This is a genomic window from Hydrogenophaga sp. 5NK40-0174, from assembly GCF_040372165.1.
Lineage (GTDB): Bacteria > Pseudomonadota > Gammaproteobacteria > Burkholderiales > Burkholderiaceae_C > Hydrogenophaga.
The window spans coordinates 809,107-827,121 of sequence record NZ_BAABWG010000001.1; the positions used below are offsets into that span (position 1 = coordinate 809,107).

The following is an 18,015-nucleotide window of genomic DNA, read 5'->3' on the forward strand; positions in this document are numbered from 1 at the left end:
GGACTGATCTTTGTCCGATTGTCTTGACTGATTGAAAACCGGAAGAACCCATGGCCCAGAAATCGACGCTGACATGGCTGCTCGCCGCTGGCATCGCTGTCGCAGGCGCCGTCGCATGGTGGACGCAGTCTCAGGGCCATACTGCCGGGCCACAGGGAGGCAGTGCAGCGGCCAAACGTGGTGCCTGGGGGGCTTCGGCAGTCGAGGTGGCCGAGGTTCAGGCAGAAAACCTGCGTGACGAAGCCCAGGCTGTCGGAACTTTGCGCGCGGTCAGGAGTGTCACGCTCAAGCCTGAGACGGGTGGGCGGATTGCCCATATCGGCTTCGATGACGGCGCTCCAGTGAAGAAGGGACAGTTGCTGGTGGGGCTGGACGACAGCCTGCAGCGCGCCGAGCTGCGGCAGGCACAGGCACGACTCTCCATCGCCCGGGCCAATCATGTTCGCAACCAGGAACTGGTGGCGCAGCGATTTGTGGCGCAGCGAGTGCTGGAAGAGAGCAAAGCTGCACTGGAAGTGGCTGAGGCCGAAGTGGTGCTGACGCAGGCGCGGCTGGATCGCATGCGCGTTCTCGCTCCGTTTGACGGGACCGTGGGCCTCCGGTCCATCAACCTTGGCGAGTTTGTGACCGCTGGGGCTGATCTGGTGGGACTGCAGGATACTTCCGAGCTCACGGTCGACTTTCGTTTGCCAGAGCGGTATCTGGACAAGTTGGCCGTGGGGCAACCGGTGGATGTTCGCTTTGACGCCCTGGCTGGTCAGGCGTTTGCCGCGCAAGTCAAGGCGATCGACCCTTTGCTGGACGCCGATGGCCGTGCGGTGGCTGTGCGAGCCTCTTTGCCTGCTGCTAAAAACACACCATTGCGACCAGGCATGTTTGCCCGGGTGACCGTCGTCTTCGGCGAGCAAACAGGCGTGCTGATGGTGCCTGAAGAGGCGGTGGTGCCGGACGACGGCCAGCAGTTTGTGTACCGGGTAGAAGCCTCACAAGCTGCGGATGCCACCAGTCCGACCCTGGCTCGTCGAACCGCAGTGACGCTGGGCATCCGTCAGGCGGGCAAAGTGCAGGTCACTCAAGGGCTATCCGCCGGGCAGCAAGTGGTGGTCGCTGGTCAGCAGCGGCTCAAGGGAGAAAAAGCGGAGGTGAAAGTGGTGGATCTGCAGTCCCTGACGCCGGCTCGAGATGTCGTAGAGGGGGCAGCCGCCGACAAGGACAAGGCCAAGCCATGACATTTCACCGCCATGAGATTTCGCCGCCAACACATTTCGCCCGTGTCTTGATGATGGCTCTCGGACATGCAGCTGGCTGAAATCTCCATTCGCCGTCCGGTGCTGGCCACCGTACTGTCCGTGCTGATCGTGCTGGTCGGCCTGGTCGCCTACAGCGGCCTGGCGGTGCGGGAGTATCCCAAGATCGAGGAGCCGCGCGTGACCGTCAGTACCACTTTCAGTGGTGCGTCCAGCGAGGTGGTCGAGTCCCAGGTGACCAAGACGCTGGAAGATTCACTGGCGGCCATTGAGGGCGTGGAAGTCATCACCTCCACCAGCCGCCCGGAGAGCAGTCGGATCAGCGTGGAGTTCCGGTTGGACCGCGACCCTGATGCGGCGGCGGCCGATGTGCGAGACAAGGTCAGCCGCGTGAGACAGCGCTTGCCTCAGGGCATCGACGAGCCCGTGATTGCGAAGGTCGAGGCCGATGCCTTTCCTGTGATCTGGCTCTCGCTCAGCTCGGACAGCCATGGTCCACTCGAACTCTCCGACTTTGCCAACCGGCTGGTCAAGCCGGTACTGCAAACAGCACCCGGCGCCGCAGATGTGCGCGTGTACGGCGAACGCAAGTATGCGATGCGGGTGTGGATTGACCCTGACCGACTGGCCGCCTACCGCCTGACGGTGCAGGATGTCGAAGAGGCGCTCAGGCGCTCGAATCTGGAGGTGCCGGCTGGACGGATCGAAAGCCAGTTGCGTGAGTTCAACGTCACTGCTTCGACGGACTTGAGGTCGACCGAGGACTTTCGAGCCATCACCATCCGGCGCATCAATGGTTTGCCTGTTCGACTGGTCGATGTGGCACGGGTAGAGCAGGGACCGCAGGATGAGCGAAGCAAAGTTCGCCTCGATGGGCAGGATACGGTGGCACTGGGTGTCATCAAACAGGCCACCGCCAACCCTCTGGATCTGTCGGCGGGGGTTCGCGGTTTGCTGGACAAGATCCAGAAGGACCTGCCGCCAGGGGTGACCATCCGCATTGCGAACGACACCTCTGTGTTCATCGAAGAATCCATCGAGGCGGTCTACAAGACAATCGGCGAAGCGGTGCTTCTGGTGGCCCTGGTCATCTTTGTGTTTCTGCGCACCCTGCGGGCATCCATCATTCCGCTGGTGACAATTCCGGTCAGTCTCATCGGCTCATTTGCCTTGATGGCCTTGTTTGGCTTCTCGGTCAATACACTGACCTTGCTGGCGCTGGTTCTGGCGATTGGCCTGGTCGTGGACGATGCCATCGTGGTGCTGGAGAATATCTTCCGGCACATCGAGGAAGGCATGGCTCCACTGCAGGCAGCCTTCAAGGGAGCCCGCGAAATTGCATTTGCCGTGGTCGCCATGACCCTGACGCTGGCGGCTGTCTATGCGCCCCTGGCGTTCACGCCTGGCCGCACTGGTCGACTGTTTGCCGAGTTTGCGCTGGCTCTGGCTGGTGCTGTGGTGGTTTCTGGCTTTGTCGCGCTGACGCTCTCGCCCCTGATGTGCTCCAGGCTGTTGCGGCATCAATCCCACCCAGGCCGGTTTGACCGATTCATGGAAGGCGCATTGAGCGGGCTGACCAGGTCCTATGAGCGTGCCCTTGGCGTCGTGATGCGAGGGAGGCCAGTGGTCGTGGTGTTCATGGTGATGCTGGCCGCTGGCGGCTATTGGTTGTTCAACCAGACCAAGCAGGAGCTGGCACCCAAGGAAGACAGAGGGCTGGTGCTGGTCAGTATCAACGGCCCCGACGGTGCCACGCTGGCCTATACCGAACGGTACGCCCGCGTGATCGAGCGCATAGGGCAGCAATATGAGGAACTGACCACCATCTTCAGCAGTGTGGGTAACCCGTCGGTGGCCCAGGGCCTGATGTTCATGCGGGCCAAGCCATGGGGCGAGCGGACTCGCAGCACGCAAGACATTGCTCGCGACATGATGCCCAAGGTGGCAGGCCTTCCGGGTGTGAGTGCGTTCCCGATCACACCCGCGTCGTTGGGTCAACGTTTTCGTTCACGGCCAGTGACGTACCTCATCGTTACCTCGGACAGTTACGACAACCTCTCCAAAGTGGTCAGCCAGTTCCAGGAACGACTGGAGCAAAACCCGGGCTTCCAACAAGTAGATACCGACCTTCGCCTGAACAAGCCCGAGATCCGACTTGACGTGGACCGAGAGCGCGCAGCGGACATGGGCGTCAACGTGGACGCCATTGCACGCACCGTGGAGACGCTGCTGGGCGGACGAACGGTGACGCGCTACAAGCGTGGTGGCGAGCAGTATGACGTGGTGGTACAAACCGAGAGCGACGAGCGCAACGCACCACAGGACATTGATCGCCTGTTTGTGCGGGGGCGTGGCGATGCGATGATTCCACTGGCCTCGCTTGTTCATGTCCGTGAGGTGGTTGTTCCGCGAGAGCTGAACCACTTCTCGCAACGCCGCAGCGCCGAAATCACCGCTGACTTGAGCCCGGACTTTTCTCTGGGTGAGGCACTGCAGGCCATGGATGCCATTGCGGCGGACGTATTGCCAGCCGGGTACACCACGGATCTGGGTGGACAGAGTCGCGAGTTTCGCAGCTCTTCGGGCTCGCTCGCACTGGTGTTTGGCCTGTCTCTGTTGTTCATTTTCCTGGTGCTGGCTGCGCAGTTCGAGAGCTTTGTCGACCCGCTGGTGATCATGCTCAGCGTTCCCTTGTCAATGCTGGGCGCCTTGCTGGCCATGCGTCTGACCGGCGGCACGCTCAATGTGTACAGCCAGATTGGTCTGGTGACGCTGGTCGGATTGATTACAAAGCACGGAATTTTGATTGTGGAGTTTGCCAACCAGCTGCGAGACCAGGGCGTGGACAAGCTGGAGGCGGTGAGTCGTTCAGCCTCCATGCGCCTGCGTCCGATCTTGATGACCACTGGCGCCATGGTGCTGGGGGCCATCCCGCTGGCACTGGCCTCTGGCGCAGGCGCGGAGAGTCGTCAGCAGATCGGCTGGGTCATTGTGGGCGGCATGTCGCTTGGCACGCTGCTGACCATCTTTGTGGTGCCGCCGATGTACATGATGCTGTCCCGCCCCCGCAAGCTCATGAACGAGCCAGTGGAGACCGTTACCGCTTCCGCTTGATGGCAGGCAGCCCAACGGCAGGCAGACCACCAAAGAACAGGTCGGCCACCATGGGTGCAAGCTGTTCATGGGTGACGTGTCCATCGGCGCGGACCCAGGTGAACATCCAGTTGATCATGCCGAAAAGCAGCATGGTCAAAGGCTTGGTCAGGTGGGCTTTGTCCAGCTCAGGGCGGAGCAGGGCGATGGCATCGGCGAAGCCTTCCACCACTTTGCGTTCGTGCCCGAGGATGCGCTGACGGTCGGGCTCTTGCAGAAAGCGCACGTCTTCTGTCAGGACCCGGTGGGCATCGGCGGCGCCCGCGTACTCCATGACAAAACGCTCGATCATTTCGCGTAGGGCAGCGTCCGGCTTCAATTTCATAGCTTCCACTTCCATGACCACTTGCTCCAGCACCTTGACGTGGCCCTCGGCAATGTGGACCAGCAGAGCGTATTTGTCCTTGAAGTAGTGATAGAGCGTGGGTTTGGAAAGGCCGGAAGCCGCGGCTACCTGATTCATGGACGTGCCAGGGTAGCCCTGGCTCGCAAAGAGTGCCGCAGCCTGGGCCAGGATGGCTTCGCGCTGGTCTTCGTAGTTGGCGGATCGGTTGCGGCCCATGTCAGGAGAGGTGGATGCGGAGATCATGCGAGGGACCTAGGGTTTTCCAGAGGCGCTCGCTGCTTGAGGACTCAAGCGTATCAGTTTATTATCGACCGACCGGTCGGTCAAAGACTTTTCACGGATCGTTTTACCGGTGCACCGAACACCGAAGGGACATTGCCAACACCATGACACCGCAGCAAACCGCCGAACATGTCCGCGAGCAAATGTTGGCCAACGATGCCGCCACCCGGTGGCTGGGCATCGACGTTATCGCCATTGGCCCTGGCACAGCCACTGCAACCATGACGGTTCGCAAAGAAATGCTCAATGGCCATGCGACCTGTCATGGTGGTTTGATTACCGCACTGGCCGACAGCGCGTTTGCCTTTGCGTGCAATGCCTGCAACGAGCTGACGGTGGCCTCCGGACTTTCAGTGGATTTCCTGGCGCCCGGCCGGGAAGGTGATGTGCTGACTGCCAAGGCGGTCGAGGTGAGCGCCAAAGGCCGCACTGGTGTTTACGACGTGTCGGTGCACAACCAGGATGGCGTCGCAATAGCCGTGTTTCGCGGGCGCTCCTATCGTGCCAAGGGAAGGCCGGCGGTGGGCGACAACGCTCAATGAGAAACAGAAAAAACCACAACAAGATCACCAGCAAGATCCATCGAAGGAGACAACAAATGACTGTTCGCGCGCCCGCTCCCGGCGAGCTCGAGCCGATTGAAACGGCCAGCCGGGATGAAGTTCAGGCCTTGCAAATCGAACGCCTGCGGTGGTCGCTCGCCCATGCTTACGAGAACGTGCCGCATTACCGGCAAGCCTTTGATGCCAAGGGCGTGCATCCGAATGACCTGAAGTCTCTGGACGATCTGCGGCACTTCCCGTTCACCACCAAGGCGGACTTGCGCGCGAACTATCCGTTTGGCATGTTTGCCGTGCCCAGAGAGCAGGTGGCGCGCGTGCACGCTTCGTCGGGCACCACCGGCAAGCCCACAGTGGTGGGCTACACCTTGCAGGACATCGACACCTGGGCGACGCTCGTGGCGCGCTCCATTCGGGCGTCGGGCGGGCGCGCTGGCGACATTGTTCATGTGGCCTACGGCTATGGCTTGTTCACCGGGGGGCTGGGCGCGCACTATGGCGCGGAGAAGCTCGGCTGCACGGTGATTCCGATGTCGGGCGGGCAGACCGAAAAGCAGGTCCAGCTGATCCAGGACTTCAAGCCGGACATCATCATGGTCACGCCGTCGTACATGCAGGTGATCGTTGAAGAGTTTCAACGCCAGGGCCTGGACCCGGCGGCCAGCTCGCTCAAGGTCGGCATCTTCGGTGCAGAGCCCTGGACCGAGGCCATGCGTGCCGAAATCGAAGCCAAAGCCGGCATTGATGCGGTGGATATTTACGGCCTGTCCGAGGTCATTGGCCCCGGCGTGGCCAATGAGTGCATTGAGGCCAAGGACGGCCCTGTGATCTGGGAAGACCATTTCTACCCCGAGATCATCGACCCGGAAACCGGCGAAGTGCTGCCCGATGGCGAGGAGGGCGAACTGGTGTTCACCTCCCTGACCAAGCAGGCCATGCCCATCGTCCGCTACCGAACGCGCGACCTCACGCGACTGCTGCCGCCCACGGCCCGGTCTTTCAGGCGCATGGGAAAGATCGTCGGCCGCAGCGACGACATGCTCATCATCCGCGGCGTCAATCTGTTCCCGATGCAGGTGGAAGAGATCGTGCTTTCGCACGAACACCTCTCCGGCCAATACCAGATCCAGGTCTCACGCGACGGTACCCTGGACGAAATGAGTGTTCGATGCGAACTGCAGCCCGGTGCTTCAACGGCGCCAGCCGATGTCGACAGCGTTGCCGAATGGGTGCGCCACCGCATCAAGACTTTGATTGGTGTCTCAGCCAGCGTCGACGTGCTGCCGCCCGACAGCATCGAGCGAACCCTCACCGGTAAGGCGCGGCGGGTGTTTGACATGCGCAAGCGCTGAGACATCGCATCCCAGACAGGAGAACCCCTATGTACACCCAAGCCATGGACATTCCGGGCGGCAAGCCCGCCGGCGATGACGCCCATGCCGAGCCAGCCGAGCTGCAAACGCGGTTCGATGCGCGCATCGACGACGGTGGTTTCATCGAAGCCAAAGACTGGATGCCGGAGAAATACCGCAAGACGCTGCTGCGCCAGATCAGTCAGCACGCGCACAGTGAGATCGTGGGCATGTTGCCCGAAGGGAACTGGGTCAGCCGGGCCCCGACGCTCAAACGCAAAGCCATTTTGCTGGCCAAGATCCAGGATGAGGGTGGCCACGGCCTCTACCTCTACGCCGCGGCCGAAACGCTGGGGCAAAGCCGCGACCAGATGCTCGATGCGCTTCACACCGGCAAGGCCAAGTACAGCTCCATCTTCAACTACCCCACGCTGACCTGGGCAGATGTGGGCGTGATCGGCTGGCTGGTCGATGGCGCTGCCATCATGAACCAGGTGCCCATCTGCCGCTGTTCGTACGCCCCGTATGCGCGGGCCATGGTCCGCATTTGCCGCGAGGAGAGCTTTCACCAGCGCCAGGGTTACGACAGTCTGCTGGCCATGATGCAAGGCGGCACCGAAGCGCAAAAGGCCATGGTGCAGGACGCAGTGAACCGCTGGTGGTGGCCTTGCCTGATGATGTTCGGCCCGCCGGACGACCAGTCACCCAACTCTGCGCAATCCATGCGCTGGGGCATCAAGCGCGTTTCCAACGACACCTTGCGTCAGAAATTCATTGACGCCACGGTGGAGCAGGCCAAGGTACTGGGGGTAACGCTGCCAGACCCGGACTTGCGCTGGAACGAAGAGCGCGAAGCACATGATCACGGCGCCATCGACTGGGACGAGTTCTGGCGCGTGATTGGTGGAGACGGCCCGTGCAATCGTGAACGTCTGCAAGCAAGGGTGGACGCATGGGACGACGGTGCCTGGGTGCGCGATGCCGCCATGGCCCACGCGCGCAAGCAAGAAGAGGCCGAGGCCGCCTCCATGCGCAAAGCCGCCTGACGTGAGAAGAGACAGATCAAGAGAGCCAAACGATGAGTGAACAGACAAATGACCGCAGCACCAGTGGCAGCCAGGTGGAATGGCCGCTTTGGGAAGTTTTCGTCCGCAGCAAAGCTGGACTGGATCACAAGCATTGCGGCAGCCTGCATGCAGCTGACGGCCAGATGGCCGTGAAGATGGCCCGCGAGGTATACACCCGCCGTCAGGAAGGTTGCAGTGTGTGGGTTGTGCGTGCCGATCAGATCGTGGCCAGCGACCCGGGTGACAAAGACATGTATTTCGACCCGATGGAAGACAAGGTGTACCGCCACCCCACCTTCTATCAGCTGCCCCCCGAAGTCGACCACATGTGAGCGCCGGAGCCAAGACGATGACAACACCATCCATTGCACCCAGTCGTCGCGCCGACGTCCAGTACCTGCTGCGCCTGGGCGACACCTGCCTCATCCTGGCCCAGCGCCTGGGCGAGTGGTGTGGGCACGCACCCATCCTCGAGGAGGACATTGCGCTGACCAACATGTCGCTCGACCTGGTCGGGCAGGCCCGTGCCGTGCTGACGCGGGCAGGGCAACTCAATGCCGAGGACACCGGCACTGCGTTTGATGAGGACCAGCTGGCGTTCCTGCGGGAGGAGCGTGACTATCGCAATCCTACGCTGGTTGAACTGCCGCGCGGGGATTTTGCATTCACCGTGCTTCGCAACGCGATGGTGGGCACATTGCTCAAACTGCTGTGGCAAAGGCTGCAGAGCTCAAGTGACGCAGAGCTGGCAGCCATTGCCGGCAAGGCTGTGAAAGAGGCGCGCTATCACCAGTCGCATGCGGGCGACTGGGTGGTGCGCCTGGGCGACGGCACGGACGAATCGGCACGCCGCATGCGCGATGCTGTGGCTGTGCTCTGGCCATATGCCGCAGAGCTGTTCGAAGACGATGAGGTGGACGGCGCAGCCGCACAGGCAGGGCTTGGCCCGCGCTCGAGTGATCTGCGCGAGGCGTGGGAAGCCGAGATGGGGTCCATGCTGACACAGGCCGGTTTGCAGGTGCCCGCGCCCCGCGCGTTTCGCAGCGCGGGCAAGCAAGGCGTGCATTCAGAGCACATGGGCTTCCTGCTGGCAGAGATGCAGTACCTGCAGCGTGCCTATCCTGGAGGCGCCTGGTGAACCAGGCCGCCACTGAGCGCTGCGAGCAGGCCTGGGCGGCACTGAAGTTGGTGCCCGACCCGGAAGTGCCCGCCATCTCTCTGTGTGAGCTGGGCATTGTCCGTGATGTTCAGGTGGCAGAGGATGGCGTTCTCGAGGCCATCCTCACGCCCACGTATTCTGGCTGTCCGGCGACAGAGCTGATCGAGGAGCAGGCGCTTGCTGCTCTGAACGCGGCAGGTCTGGGGCCATCACGCATTGTGTTGCGCCGCGCACCGGCCTGGACCACCGACTGGATATCAGAAGAAGGTCGGCAGAAATTGCGTGCCTATGGCATCGCTCCACCCGGTCGGACCGCCTCCATGCTTGCTGCTGGCGAGGCCCCCATTCACGTTTACGGCAGGCGCAGCGCTTCGGCCGTGCCCTGTCCTCGCTGCGGCAGCGACCGCACCGAACAGCTCTCTCCGTTTGGCTCTACGGCGTGCAAAGCGCTGCACCGATGCCTGAGTTGTCTGGAGCCTTTCGAGCACTTCAAGCCCATCTGATGGATACACAGAACCCTCAACACCGCATGAGCAGTTTGCACTTTCACCCATTGCGTGTCAGCGCCGTCCGCCCCGAGACAGCCGACTCCGTCACCATTTCATTCGAGGTGCCCGAAGACTTGCGCCAGGCCTTCACCTGGCAGCCGGGCCAGTACCTCACACTGCGCAAGCTCATTGGCGACGAAGACGTTCGACGCTCCTATTCCATCTGTGCGGGCCCGGACGAACCCGAGCTGCGCATCGGCGTGAGGAAGGTGGAGGGGGGCGTCTTCTCGACCTGGGCCAATGAAGCCCTCAAGGCCGGCGACAGCATTGAGGTCATTGAGCCACAGGGTCATTTCGTCTCACAGGCAAGTGACAAGCCAGGCCGCCACGTGGTGGGGCTCGCAGCAGGCAGCGGCATCACGCCCATCCTGTCCATCATGAAGAGTGTGCTGACGCGCGAGCCTGAAGGCCGATTCACGCTGATCTATGGCAACCGGAACACGGCCTCCACCATGTTCAAGGAAGAGATAGAGGACCTCAAGAACCGGTACATGAGCCGCCTGAGCCTGCATCACGTGTTTTCGCGGGAGCACATGGATTCCCCTTTGAGCAGCGGGCGTCTGGATCAGGACAAGCTGGCCACTTTTTTTGCGGCACTGGTTCCTTTGTCTCAGGTCGACGAAGCCTTTGTCTGCGGCCCGCACGGGTTCAATGATGATGCGCATGCAGCATTGCTGGCGGGCGGGCTGAAGGAAGACAGAATCAAGGTGGAGCGCTTCGGCGTGCCGGATGCCAAGCCGGGCCAGTTGCCAGAGCACAAGGTGCAGGCGGGTGACGCCGTGCATGCCCGCATTGCCATCATCCGCGATGGATTGCGGCGTGATGTGGACTTCACTGAATCAGACCCCAGTGTTCTCGACGCGGCATCGAGAGCCGGTCTGGATGTGCCGTATTCGTGCAAGTCGGGCGTGTGCAGCACTTGTCGCGCAAAAGTCCTGGAGGGCAAAGTGCGTATGGATCGCAACCATGCTCTGGACAAGGCTGAGGTGGCTCAGGGTTTTGTCTTGGCTTGCCAGGCCCACCCGCTCACGGAAAAGGTCGTTCTATCCTTCGATGAACGATGACCGCTCCCCCGGCTGAGGTATCACAGGGGGTATGTCGCACGTAGCTCTGCGGCAGGCTTAAGATGTGATTTCCACGAACAATTTGCACAGGAGAAGCATATGTCGAATGAGGGCTACCATGAGCCAGTGAGCGAGCTGTCCGATGAGACGCGCGACATGCATCGCGCCATCGTTTCATTGATGGAAGAGCTGGAGGCCGTGGACTGGTACCAGCAACGCGTAGACGCATGCAAGGACAAGGAGCTTGCGGCTATCCTGGCGCATAACCGCGATGAAGAAAAGGAACACGCAGCCATGGTGCTGGAGTGGATTCGTCGCAAGGATCCTGCCTTCAACAAGGAACTCAAGGACTACCTGTTCACGGACAAGCCTCTCACGCACGACTGATTCCCAAGCGCTGGGGCTGGCCCTGGCGCCAGATTGCACCAACAGAAGGCCGGAGTCCTGCACCGAGATTCAGTGCAGGACCGGGTCTTTTTTCTTGTGGAACTGGTCAGTGGAGCTGGGCGGGGAGAGGCGAACGAATGTCAGATCGCGCCGTCAAACATCATCACGTCCACTTCACCTCCGGCAACGATGTTGCCCTGGTCGTGGTGCAGCACGATCAAACCGTTGGCTTCCACCATCGAGCGCAGCACGCCTGAACCCTGGTTGCCCGTGATGCGGACAGTGAGTCCTCCATCGGGTTCGCGAGTCACCACGCCACGCTGATACTCCGTGCGACCTGGTTTCTTGCGCAAAGCCTCTGCACTGCGAGCCTTGAGGTAGACCGGCGCTGGTGCCTCGCTGCCCATCAGCTTGAGCAACGCGGGACGCACGAAAGCCAGGAACGTGACCATCACCGCCACGGGATTGCCGGGCAGACCGAAGAGAGCCGCAGAGCGACCATTCTCTTCAAGCCGGCCGACTGCCATGGGCCGTCCCGGTCGCATGGCAATGCGCCAGAATGCCACGTCACCGAGCTTCTTCATCATGGCTTTGGTGTAATCCGCCTCGCCCATGCTCACTCCACCACTGGTGATGATGGCGTCAGCGTTGGCGGCAGCAGAACGGAACGCGGCTTCCAGTGCCTTGGGTTCATCGGCGATAACACCCATGTCCAGCACATCCACATTCATCCGCTTGAGGAGCCCAAAGACGGTGTAGCGGTTGCTGTCGTACACGGCGCCCTCACGCGGTGCTTCACCCAGGCTGAGGATTTCATCGCCGGTCGAGAAGTAGGCCACTTTGACCTTGCGCCACACCTTCACTCCAGGCAAGCCCAGGCTGGCGATCAGACCCAGCGCAGCAGGGCCGATTCGGTCTCCCTTGCGCAGGGCTGGCTGGCCGGCCATGAGGTCTTCTCCCAGGCATCGGCGGTTGTCGCCCTGGCGAACCACGTCGGCGGCGAAAGAAAGCACCTCACCCTCGATCTGTGTGAACTCCACTGGAATGACGGTGTCCAGCCCTTCAGGCATGACCGCCCCTGTCATGATCTTCACGCACTCACCCGCGCCCACCGGCTCTGCATAGGCCTTGCCAGCGTAGGCGGTACCGACCACGCGCAAGCTGGTCGACTGTCCGGCCTTCAGCTCGGAGCCCCGAAAGGCGAAGCCGTCCATGGCGGAGTTGTCGTGCGGCGGCACGCTGATTGGTGAAATCACGTCTTCAGCCAGCACCCGGTCGAGTGCGTCAAACACGCCAACGTCCTCGGATGCCTGCACGGGAGAGACCAGCTTTGCGAGAAAAGCGTTGACGGTATCTGCGCGCAAGGCCTTGGGGTCGTAGCCTTGCAAGGCAGCAGCGATCTCGTCCAGACTGGGAGGGGTGGGCTTGTAGGTCATGGGTTGGGAGTCTCTGTCAGATGCGGCTTCAGGCGTGCCAGTTCTTCAAAGGTATTGGCGTTGGCAAAGGGTCCGATGCCGGATTCGAGGTTGTCTTCAAAATGGGCAAACGCCAGCCGATGCTGACGCCCCCACCCCAGAACACGGCGCTCCCCGTTGGCCAGAGCCTCGCGGGCGCTGTCCAGCAGGCGCTGGTGAATGAGGCTGAAGACGGGTTGAGGTTGTTCACGGCCTGTGGCGGCATCCTGGCTACATGCCATGGCGATGTCCGCGTTCGAGCGGGTGGCTGCTTCCAACAGGCGATCTGCCAGATCCAGCGGTAGCAGAGGTGCATCGCATGGCACGACCAGCAACCAGGGGGTCTGGCATCGCTCCAGTCCGGTGATGATGCCGGCCATTGGGCCCGGCCTGTCTGCTGCGTCGTCGGGCCACAAGGGGAGGCCAAAGGCGCCGTATTCGTTCTCGTGCCGGTTGGCGTTGATGGCGGTCGATGCAATGGCGACCTGTGCACTGAGACGATCGATCACATGGTGCACCAAGGTGCGCTTGCCAAGCAGTTGCAAGCCTTTGTCCGCACCGCCCATGCGAGAGCTCTGGCCACCAGCGAGGACCAGAGCGGTGATCAGTGCCTTGTGATCCAAATTGGATTCGCCCATCACCCGCCGATGTAGCTCATCTCGATGCGACGTCCGCTTTTGGCCGCCTGGTCGGGCGGCATGCTGGCGCGCAACTGGGAATACCGGTCGGCACGACCTTCCCAGATGGCGGCGATGGCACCGGCGAGCGCGGCGTCATCGGCACCACCACGCACCAACTCGCGCAGGTCGTACCCCTGATGAGCGAACAGGCACAGGTAAAGCTTGCCTTCGGTCGACAGCCTGGCACGGTTGCAATCGCTGCAAAACGCCTGCGTCACGCTGCTGATGACGCCCACTTCGCCCAGGGACGGGTCGTATTGGCCGTCAGCGCCCGCATAGCCCCAACGCTGCGCGGTTTCACCGGGCGCAGTCGCTTCCAGTGGCACCACAGGCATGGATTCGTTGATGTGAGCCATGACCTCGGCGCTGGGCATGACTTCGTCCATGCGCCAGCCGTTGGTGGCGCCGACGTCCATGTACTCGATGAACCGCACTACCACACCAGTCCCGCGGAAATGGCGGGCCATGGGCAGGATTTCCTGTTCGTTGGTTCCTCGCTTGACCACCATGTTGACCTTGATCGGGCCGAGTCCCGCTTCCTGGGCTGCCTCAATCCCATCGAGCACATCAGCCACCGGGAAGTCCACATCGTTCATGCGGCGAAAGATCGCGTCATTGAGACCGTCGAGACTGACGGTGACCCGGTCGAGCCCGGCATCCTTGAGCACCCGGGCCTTCTTGCGCAACAAGGAGCCGTTGGTGGTCAGTGTCAGATCGAGCTTTTGGCCTTCTGGTGTGCGCAGCGCAGCGAGTTGCTCAATCAGTATTTCGACATTCTTGCGCAGCAGCGGCTCGCCTCCGGTCAGACGGATCTTCTGCACGCCATGGGCAACGAATTGACGGGCGACACGCGTGACTTCTTCAAAGCTCAGCAAAGAGCTGTGTGGCAAGTACTGATAGTCCTTGTCGAACACTTCCTTGGGCATGCAATAACTGCAGCGGAAGTTGCAGCGGTCAGTCACGCTGATGCGAAGGTCGCGCAGGGGCCGCTTGAGCCCATCGAGGACCAGGCCTGAGGGGGCTGTTGCATGTGGCCGTACAGGTGCTCGCAGGCCTTGGCGGCTTTCATCCAGCAAGGGGATCACACGATCTGTCATTTGTCGATTATCGCCCTTGGTGGCAAGCCCACGTTGCTATCTTCGGTGAAACACAGGCTTGGGGCATGGAATGTTCTCAGGCAGAGGCACCTACGGGCTTGAGCGAGTCCGCGTTTTCTGCCAGCCAGCGGCGCGAAGGCTCATCGCTTTGCCTGGAGGGGTGGAAATCAGGCGAGAAATACGCGCGCCATCCGGCATATGTCTGCCGCAAGAGGCCCTGCTTTGAGAGCAGGTGCCTGTAGGCGCTGCGCCATGTGCTCCATTTCCACAAAGTCCCATCGCGGCGGAGGTTGTCTGCTGTCTGGCGAAAGACGTCGGCCAGAAAGAAGAAAGTGGTGCTCCGCATCCAGCGTGTTCGCCACTTGTGGTTGCCCCCGAGCGCCTGGTACAGATCGAATGCTGTGCAGCGATGCTCTGACTCCTCTGCGCTGTGCCACTCCCATAGCAAGCGCAATCGAGGCTCGCAATCTTGCAGCAAAGACGGGTGTGTGAGCAGCCAGTGAGCGAACAAGGCGGTGAAATGTTCGTTCGCGGCGGTGATGCCGAGTGTGTGGCGCGTATCCAGCATGTTCATTTGCTTGAGGCGAGCCTGGCGTCGTTCAATGCGCGCTTCCCATCCTTTGTGCAGGCCTTGCTTTTCCAGGTGCGCATTGAATTTGGCGTGGATGTGCCGGTGAGTGGCCTCTTGCCCGATGAAGCCTTTGACCTCGTCTTCGAAGCGTACGCTGGAATCGGCTGTCAATGCGGAGAAACCACTTCGTACCGAATCAATGAAAAACTGTTCACCTTTGGGGAAGCTCATCGACAAGGCATTGAACCAGGCTGTCAGAAAAGCGTCCCCATTACACCAGTGCCGCGGCAAAGGAGGTTCCAGGTCAATCAAAAGTTTTCGAATCGTCAGCTGAGACATTCGTGACATCTTTCATCTCAAGGGGTACGTGCAAGTACCGATATTTAGAGGTTGAATAGATGAAATTTTGTATGCATTTGCACATTCACGTCAGCAGAAAAACAGCAAATGCCAACTATCATGTGGAGAAGGAGTCACTGGACAATGAAAACAATATCCAGCTCCAGGGAGGTCACCGATCACCGGGCTCGCTTGCTCAAGGCAATGGCGGTCTCGGTTGGAGCAAAAGGATACGCATCTGTCACGATCGCAGACATCGTCCGTCATGCGTGCGTATCCAAGCGTACCTTCTACGAGCACTTTGAGTCAAAAGAGGCCTGCTTTCTGGCGCTGTTTCGCGCGGCCAGCCAGTCGGGCCTGCGCGTCCTGCGCGACTCTGTCGTCCCCGACAAGCCATGGCAACCTCAACTGGAGGAGGCACTGACGCGCTATTTCGAACACCTGTCATCCACGCCGGGCATGCTGCGCACCCTGCATGTCGAGGTCTTCCAGCTGGGTCATCAAGGGGAAGAGGCGCGCCGTCAGGTCATCAACGACATGGCGAATTTCATGTGTTCAACGGTCAACCGGGAGCATCCTGGTGCGCCCAAGCAGAAAACCCTGTCCCACGACATGGCCACGGCGGCGGTTGGCGCCATCAACGAGCTGGTGTTGAGGATGATCGAGCGCGACACCATGGATAGCCTGCCCACACTCACGCCACTGGCCGCCAAGGTCGTGCGGGCGCTGGTGCTGTCGGTTGATACGCCAGAGGCAGTACCGGAGAGGGCCTCATAGGCCTCGCCACTGCGATTTGTGCAGATCTCCCCAAATGGCCCTTGCGAGGGCCATTTTTGCAGCTTGAACCGCCTCGGCAAGCGGGTGTCAGGCTCATATCAGTAAAATCAGGGTTAATCCCGAGCGGTCATCCCGTCTCGGGAGGCGGCGTGTGTTGGCGCCTTGTCAAGTGCTGACGGGTGCCAGTGGGGGCCATATGGCTCCCTGAACGTCTGCCCGACGTCCGCCGATTCTCGACAGCTTTTTTCAATTCCAGTTAAACCAAGAGACGAAACAACCATGTCCCTCGACAAAGTCACCCCCGGCGACAAAGCCCCAGAAGCGTTCAACGTTGTGATCGAAATCCCGATGAACGCCGACCCGATCAAGTACGAAGTCGACAAGGACACCGGCGCCGTGTTCGTGGATCGTTTCATGGGCACAGCCATGCATTACCCCACGAACTACGGTTATGTGCCGCAAACCATTGCTGGCGACGGCGATCCGGTGGATGTGCTGGTGGTGACGCCTTTCCCGCTGATGCCTGGCGTTGTGATCCCATGCCGTGCCATCGGCATCTTGCGCATGACTGACGAAGGCGGCGAGGACGGCAAGGTGCTGGCTGTTCCCACCACCAAAATTCTGCCTTTGTACAAGGCCTGGGAAAAGCCTGAAGACGTGGAGCCCATGCGCCTGCGCGCCATCGAGCACTTCTTCGAGCACTACAAGGATCTGGAAGAGGGCAAGTGGGTCAAGGTCGAGAGCTGGGAAGGTCTTGACGCTGCTCGCAAGGAAATCGTGGACGGCATGGCTGCCTACCAGAAGTCGCTGGGCTGATCGACGTTTGCAAAGCGGACAGAAACAAAAAAACCTGCCCTATGCGGCAGGTTTTTTTTATGGGCAGAGGCGGGCGACTGAACGGTCAGTAGGCGTTGTTGCTGAAGTCGCCGTTGTTGTCGCCTGACCCACCAGAGGCAGCAGCAGGCGCTGGCAAAGGCTCTGAATCGATGTCGCCACGGTAATCGATCTTGCCGCGGACCCGCGCTCGGGGGTGCATGTCGATCAGTTCGTCGTAGCTGGCATCGCCGATGAGCGTTGCCGTGCCGGTAATCTCCAGCGCTTTGCGGGCAATGACCTGACCGATGACTTTTCCTTCAATGAAGACATAGTCGGCTTCGAGGCAGGTGTTCTCGATCACACCGGTCGGGCCGATGTGAAGTGTGCCCCCGGTCTCAAAGGTGATATTGCCCTTGAGCTGGCCGTCGACCTTGATGCCCTGGTCGCGGGAGGTGTGGAAGTTGCCGTCAAAAACGGCGCCTTCTGCGATCAGGCTGGTGATGGCCGACAGGCGTTCTGCGGGAACAAGCCGGGTAGAGGTTGGTTTTTGGCTCATGATTTCAAGGCTCCTTGCTGTGCAGCCAGATTTCGGTTTGGAGTAGTGGCTCGCCAACTGGGCTGACAGGCGCCCGGTTGGCAGTTGCGGAAGAGGGTGAAGATGTCTTGCCGGCGCCCCAGGCGCTGAATTTCAGCGCGACAGGGTCTGCCAGTGGCGTTTCTCGGGGCAGTGCTTGCTCGAGGCTTGCAATGGACGGATCGCTTCCCGGTTGCTGGGCAGTCGCCGTCTCTGGAGACGGTTGGTCGACGGGAGTCGCCGTTGCTGCCGCTGGCGCTGTATCCGAGCCTTCGGACGGGACGTCTTGTCGGGGCGATGGTGCCGAAGCAGGGGTTTGCTGCCAAGTCCACAGGCCATAGCCTGCTGCCGCAAACAACAGCAGGTACAGGCCGTACTTGGCAAAAAACCAGGCCACCCAGCGCCACGCCAGGCGGCGACGCACAACACGCCGATCTCGTCGCCAGCTGGCTTCGAGCACGGCCCGGCGCAGAGCGTCGGGATCGTGCTCTGGCGGAAAAACGACGGGACTCACTGACAACTCGCGAAGCCGGCAAACAGTT

Annotated in this window: 19 protein-coding genes; 12 read left to right on the top strand and 7 right to left on the bottom strand. The window is 61.0% G+C overall.

The window, feature by feature from the left end:
* Nucleotides 1-50 precede the first annotated feature (50 nt).
* Both ABWV89_RS03730 and ABWV89_RS03735 read left to right on the top strand, forming a co-directional pair.
* Nucleotides 51-1,229, top strand: a complete 1,179-nt coding sequence (locus ABWV89_RS03730) for an efflux RND transporter periplasmic adaptor subunit (protein WP_353394341.1) — start codon at nt 51-53, stop codon at nt 1,227-1,229.
* 66 nt (nt 1,230-1,295) lie between these two features.
* Nucleotides 1,296-4,361, top strand: coding sequence for an efflux RND transporter permease subunit (locus ABWV89_RS03735; RefSeq protein ID WP_353394343.1), 3,066 nt, complete (start codon nt 1,296-1,298; stop codon nt 4,359-4,361).
* On the opposite strand, the gene ABWV89_RS03740 is transcribed toward ABWV89_RS03735, so the two are convergent.
* Nucleotides 4,345-4,962, bottom strand: coding sequence for a TetR/AcrR family transcriptional regulator (locus ABWV89_RS03740; protein WP_353395159.1), 618 nt, complete (start codon nt 4,960-4,962; stop codon nt 4,345-4,347). The two genes, ABWV89_RS03735 and ABWV89_RS03740, sit on opposite strands and share 17 nt — an antisense overlap.
* Before the next feature lie 170 nt (nt 4,963-5,132).
* Here ABWV89_RS03740 and paaI point away from each other — a divergent pair, with 170 nt between their 5' ends.
* From paaI to ABWV89_RS03780, 8 genes are all read left to right on the top strand, one after another.
* Complete coding sequence (gene paaI, locus ABWV89_RS03745) at nt 5,133-5,570, top strand: hydroxyphenylacetyl-CoA thioesterase PaaI (protein ID WP_353394344.1); 438 nt, start codon at nt 5,133-5,135, stop codon at nt 5,568-5,570.
* 56 nt (nt 5,571-5,626) lie between these two features.
* Nucleotides 5,627-6,940: a phenylacetate--CoA ligase PaaK gene (paaK, locus tag ABWV89_RS03750; RefSeq protein WP_353394347.1), complete on the top strand. Its 1,314-nt coding sequence runs from the start codon at nt 5,627-5,629 to the stop codon at nt 6,938-6,940.
* A gap of 29 nt (nt 6,941-6,969) precedes the next feature.
* The gene (paaA, locus tag ABWV89_RS03755; RefSeq protein WP_353394349.1) at nt 6,970-7,986 is read left to right on the top strand and encodes a 1,2-phenylacetyl-CoA epoxidase subunit PaaA; all 1,017 of its coding nucleotides are present in this window, start codon (nt 6,970-6,972) and stop codon (nt 7,984-7,986) included.
* Nucleotides 7,987-8,018: 32 nt separating this feature from the next.
* On the top strand, nt 8,019-8,339 hold the full coding sequence (gene paaB, locus ABWV89_RS03760) for a 1,2-phenylacetyl-CoA epoxidase subunit PaaB (protein ID WP_353394351.1): 321 nt from the start codon (nt 8,019-8,021) through the stop codon (nt 8,337-8,339).
* A gap of 17 nt (nt 8,340-8,356) precedes the next feature.
* Nucleotides 8,357-9,145: a 1,2-phenylacetyl-CoA epoxidase subunit PaaC gene (gene paaC, locus ABWV89_RS03765; RefSeq protein WP_353394354.1), complete on the top strand. Its 789-nt coding sequence runs from the start codon at nt 8,357-8,359 to the stop codon at nt 9,143-9,145.
* On the top strand, nt 9,142-9,669 hold the full coding sequence (gene paaD / locus ABWV89_RS03770; RefSeq protein ID WP_353394356.1) for a 1,2-phenylacetyl-CoA epoxidase subunit PaaD: 528 nt from the start codon (nt 9,142-9,144) through the stop codon (nt 9,667-9,669). The genes paaC and paaD overlap by 4 nt, the downstream gene beginning before the upstream one ends.
* A gap of 26 nt (nt 9,670-9,695) precedes the next feature.
* On the top strand, nt 9,696-10,778 hold the full coding sequence (paaE, locus tag ABWV89_RS03775; protein ID WP_353395161.1) for a 1,2-phenylacetyl-CoA epoxidase subunit PaaE: 1,083 nt from the start codon (nt 9,696-9,698) through the stop codon (nt 10,776-10,778).
* 99 nt (nt 10,779-10,877) lie between these two features.
* On the top strand, nt 10,878-11,165 hold the full coding sequence (locus ABWV89_RS03780) for an encapsulin-associated ferritin-like protein (RefSeq protein ID WP_353394358.1): 288 nt from the start codon (nt 10,878-10,880) through the stop codon (nt 11,163-11,165).
* A gap of 140 nt (nt 11,166-11,305) precedes the next feature.
* Here ABWV89_RS03780 and moeA read toward each other — a convergent pair whose 3' ends face one another.
* From moeA to ABWV89_RS03800, 4 genes are all read right to left on the bottom strand, one after another.
* Nucleotides 11,306-12,601 (bottom strand): molybdopterin molybdotransferase MoeA, encoded by a 1,296-nt coding sequence (moeA, locus tag ABWV89_RS03785; RefSeq protein WP_353394360.1) that lies wholly within the window; start codon nt 12,599-12,601, stop codon nt 11,306-11,308.
* Entirely contained in the window at nt 12,598-13,257 is a 660-nt protein-coding gene (mobA, locus tag ABWV89_RS03790) for a molybdenum cofactor guanylyltransferase MobA (protein ID WP_353394362.1), read from the bottom strand. Before mobA ends, moeA begins: the two co-directional genes overlap by 4 nt.
* Nucleotides 13,257-14,396, bottom strand: a complete 1,140-nt coding sequence (moaA, locus tag ABWV89_RS03795; protein ID WP_353394364.1) for a GTP 3',8-cyclase MoaA — start codon at nt 14,394-14,396, stop codon at nt 13,257-13,259. Before moaA ends, mobA begins: the two co-directional genes overlap by 1 nt.
* A gap of 76 nt (nt 14,397-14,472) precedes the next feature.
* A complete protein-coding gene (locus ABWV89_RS03800; protein ID WP_353395162.1) occupies nt 14,473-15,306 on the bottom strand; it encodes a metal-dependent hydrolase in 834 nt (277 codons plus the stop codon).
* Between the two features lie 144 nt (nt 15,307-15,450).
* On the opposite strand from ABWV89_RS03800, the gene ABWV89_RS03805 reads away from it, so the two are divergent.
* Nucleotides 15,451-16,083 (top strand): TetR/AcrR family transcriptional regulator, encoded by a 633-nt coding sequence (locus tag ABWV89_RS03805; RefSeq protein ID WP_353394366.1) that lies wholly within the window; start codon nt 15,451-15,453, stop codon nt 16,081-16,083.
* A gap of 279 nt (nt 16,084-16,362) precedes the next feature.
* Entirely contained in the window at nt 16,363-16,899 is a 537-nt protein-coding gene (gene ppa / locus ABWV89_RS03810) for an inorganic diphosphatase (protein WP_353394368.1), read from the top strand.
* An 85-nt stretch (nt 16,900-16,984) separates the two neighbouring features.
* Here ppa and ABWV89_RS03815 read toward each other — a convergent pair whose 3' ends face one another.
* Together ABWV89_RS03815 and ABWV89_RS03820 are read right to left on the bottom strand one after the other, a co-directional pair.
* A complete protein-coding gene (locus ABWV89_RS03815) occupies nt 16,985-17,455 on the bottom strand; it encodes a bactofilin family protein (protein WP_353394369.1) in 471 nt (156 codons plus the stop codon).
* A gap of 4 nt (nt 17,456-17,459) precedes the next feature.
* Entirely contained in the window at nt 17,460-17,987 is a 528-nt protein-coding gene (locus tag ABWV89_RS03820; RefSeq protein WP_353394372.1) for a hypothetical protein, read from the bottom strand.
* Between the last annotated feature and the right edge of the window lie 28 nt (nt 17,988-18,015).